Source organism: Candidatus Poriferisodalis multihospitum (assembly GCF_028283155.1).
GTDB classification, from domain to species: domain Bacteria; phylum Actinomycetota; class Acidimicrobiia; order Acidimicrobiales; family Poriferisodalaceae; genus Poriferisodalis; species Poriferisodalis multihospitum.
Window position 1 is genome coordinate 1 of the sequence record NZ_JAPYOK010000093.1, and the last position, 2548, is coordinate 2548.

Below are 2548 nucleotides of genomic sequence, written 5' to 3' on the forward strand. Positions count from 1 at the left end.
GTCATCAGGAGCCGGATCTAGCGGCGGCGGCCCTTCTTTCGGGGGCGGGGCGGAGCGCTGCGGGTGTAGCTCTCGGCGGCGAGCGCCTGGGTAGCAGCCTCCATAGAGTCGTGGCGGCCGGCGGCGTCGGCCGCAGCCTGCGCGGCGGCCCAGCCGGGTTCGTAGCCCTTCAGCCACGCAACAGTGGGCATCGCCACGAAGATCGAGCTGTAGGAGCCGACGAGCAGGCCGATCAGCAGCGCCGTCGCGAACTCGGCCAAGGTGCCCGCACCGAGGAATCCGGCGCCCACGACCAGCAGCGACAGCACGGGCAGCACCGAGGTGATCGAGGTGTTCACCGACCGTGTCAGCACCTGGTTGAGCGACACGTTCGCGAGCGCGTGATACGTGAAGTGGCTGCGCGCCGGCAACGACCGCTCGTTGGATTTCACACGGTCGAACACGACGATCGTGTCGTACAGCGAATAGCCCATGATCGTGAGGAAGGCCACCACCGTCGCCGGCGTCACCTCGAACCCGAACAGCGCATAGGCGCCGACGGTCAGCACGATGTCGTGCCCCACGGCGATCAGCGCACCCACCGACATCTTCCACTCGAAGCGGAACCACAGGTACAACGCGATCAGCACGAAGAACACCACGAGCGCCCGGCGTGCCTTGCCGGCGACCTCGTCGCCGAACGACGGGCTGACCTGCCGCGACGACAGGCTCTCCACGTCGACGGCGGCGGCATCGGCCAGCGCTCCGGCCACAGCTGCGCTGTCGGCATCGGGCCCCAGCACGCCGCGCACACGGAAGATGTCAGGCGACCCGGTGACCACCACGAACTGCACGCGCGCATCGGGCACGCCGGCCTCCGCGGCTGCCGACGCCACGTCGTCGGTGGTCACGCCGTCGCCAGAGCCGGCCGCCGCGTCGTCGACTTGGGCGCCCTGAGCCTCCTCGGGCACCGGTATCTCCCACACCGAGCCGCCTTCGAACTCGATGCCGAGATTCAGGCCTCGCACCAGCAGCGCCACCACGCAGACGAGCACAGCTATTGCTGAACCGATGAGCACCTTGCGTGACAGGCGCAGGAGGTCCCAGGCGTTCTCGCCTCGGTAGAAGGTGCGCAGCGCTGCAATCACGATGTGCCTCCTGTCGGATCCGTCGCCGGGGCGACATCGCCGTCGGCTGTCCTCAGCACGCCGAGCCGCCGGGGTTCCTCGTTCACCAGCCGGCGGGCGATGAACACCACCAGCGGCCGCATGAAGAAGTACGACACTGCCAGGTCGATCAGAGTTGCGAGCCCGAGATACAGGGCGAAGCCGCGGACGGTGCCGCTGGTGAGCTGGTACAGCACGCCGGCGCCGATGAGCGATGCCAAGTCGGCCCACACGATGGTCATGAAAGCGCCTTTGAAGCTGGCATCAGCTGCCGAGCGCACCGCCCGGCCGCGGCGTACCTCTTCCTTGATCCGCTCGTAATAGACGATGTTCGAGTCGACCTGGACGCCGATCGACACGATGATGCCGGTGGTGCCGGCCAGTGTCAGCGCCAAGCCCCGGCTCTCGCCGAGCCAGCTGATGAGCGACCACAGGACTGATCCGCTGATGGCCAGACTGGCCACGGCCACAATGCCGAGCAGCCGGTAGTAGGCCAGCATGTACAGGCCCACGAGGATCAGCCCGACGATGCCGGCGATCACCCCCGCACGCAGCGTGCCCTCGCCGAGCGTGGCCGACACGGTGCGCACGTCGTCCTGCTCGAACTCGACGGGCAGCGCGCCGAAGCGCAACGCAACTGCGAGGTCGCGTGCCCCGTCCTCGTCGAACGTGCCTGAGATGACAGCCGTGCCCCCGAACTCGGTGGCCCGGATGACCGGAGCAGACTCCACGACGCCGTCGAGCACGATGGCCACCTGCTGACCGAAGTAGCGAGCGGCGATCTCGTCGAAACCGACGGCGCCCTCGTCGGTGAGGTCGACATTGACGACCCACTCGTTGTTGAACGTGCCGATCGCGCCGTTGTACGCGTCGGCAAGATCCAGCGCGGAGCCGAACTCGGCCTCATCGAAGGGATTGAATGTCAGCAGCACGGGGCGAAAGCGCAGTTCGGCTGTCTGCCCTACCAAGTCGACCGCACGCTGCTTGTCCTTGACGCCGGGGAGCTGCACCACCACCTGCTCGCCTTGACGCGTGATGTCGGGCTCAGCCACGCCGAGTGCGTCGACACGCGACCGGATGATCTCGATGGCACGATCCAGCTGCTCGTCGTCGGCCGGGGCGGTAGGCCGCAGCAGCACCTCCACGCCGCCCTGCAGCTGCACGCCCAGCACAGGCGCCCAGCCCGCGGCCAGCACGCCCGCGAGCGAGCCGAACCCGATCAGGATCGCGAGAAGGAGCGAGACGATCTGCGAGCGGCGCACGTCAGACCAATGCGCCGATGCCTGCGCTGCGCGCTGCGGCCGGGATCATTCCGATTCGTCGACGCCGTCCGATGCGGGCGGATCGTCTGCGCCTTGGCCGCCAGCGGACGTGATGATCTCGCCGATGGCGCGGCGTTGCAC

2 protein-coding genes are annotated in these 2548 nt (G+C 68.1%); both read right to left on the bottom strand.

Features of this window, described 5'->3' with window-relative positions:
• Window positions 1–17 precede the first annotated feature (17 nt).
• A complete protein-coding gene (gene secF, locus VI480_RS09615) occupies window positions 18–1127 on the bottom strand; it encodes a protein translocase subunit SecF (RefSeq protein ID WP_323672614.1) in 1110 nt (369 codons plus the stop codon).
• On the bottom strand, window positions 1124–2407 hold the full coding sequence (locus tag VI480_RS09620) for a preprotein translocase subunit SecD (RefSeq protein ID WP_323672615.1): 1284 nt from the start codon (window positions 2405–2407) through the stop codon (window positions 1124–1126). The genes secF and VI480_RS09620 overlap by 4 nt, the downstream gene beginning before the upstream one ends.
• Window positions 2408–2548 lie beyond the last annotated feature (141 nt).